Below are 506 nucleotides of genomic sequence, written 5' to 3'. Positions count from 1 at the left end.
TCCTAGCACTACTTGCAGCTTGAAACCCTCAAATCAGTCATCAATAAGTTTGAACTTATTAAAAATGAATTACTTGAATGTTTGTTGCTTTCAATGTCGTTTTATCCAGTTTTCAAAGAACAAAAAACACTCCCTGAGGAGTATGTTTGGTGGAGCCTAGCGGGATCGAACCGCTGACCTCCTGCGTGCAAGGCAGGCGCTCTCCCAGCTGAGCTAAGGCCCCTAAGAAGAAATGGTGGGCCTAAATGGACTCGAACCATCGACCTCACGCTTATCAGGCGTGCGCTCTAACCAGCTGAGCTATAGGCCCTCTTAGGAAATTCATATAAATAGATATATGAACCTTCAAAACTGAACGCAAAACGTCAACTTATAGACCGAAGGTCTATATTCCGTAATTATCCTTAGAAAGGAGGTGATCCAGCCGCACCTTCCGATACGGCTACCTTGTTACGACTTCACCCCAATCATCTGTCCCACCTTCGGCGGCTGGCTCCTGTAAAGGT

Annotated in this window: 2 tRNA genes and 1 rRNA gene; all 3 read right to left on the bottom strand. The window is 45.8% G+C overall.

The annotated features are described in order from the left end of the window. Positions 1-147 precede the first annotated feature (147 nt). A tRNA-Ala gene (locus ACFPYN_RS18720) sits at positions 148-223 on the bottom strand. 10 nt (positions 224-233) lie between these two features. Continuing rightward, positions 234-310: transfer RNA gene (locus tag ACFPYN_RS18715), tRNA-Ile, on the bottom strand. A gap of 98 nt (positions 311-408) precedes the next feature. Beyond that, a 16S ribosomal RNA gene (locus ACFPYN_RS18710) occupies positions 409-506 on the bottom strand; the annotation flags it as partial.

Origin of the sequence: Paenisporosarcina macmurdoensis (genome assembly GCF_042658845.1) — a bacterium.
Lineage (GTDB): Bacteria > Bacillota > Bacilli > Bacillales_A > Planococcaceae > Paenisporosarcina > Paenisporosarcina macmurdoensis.
Note: the sequence above shows the minus strand (reverse complement) of the source record. Positions and strands in the feature narration are given on the sequence as shown.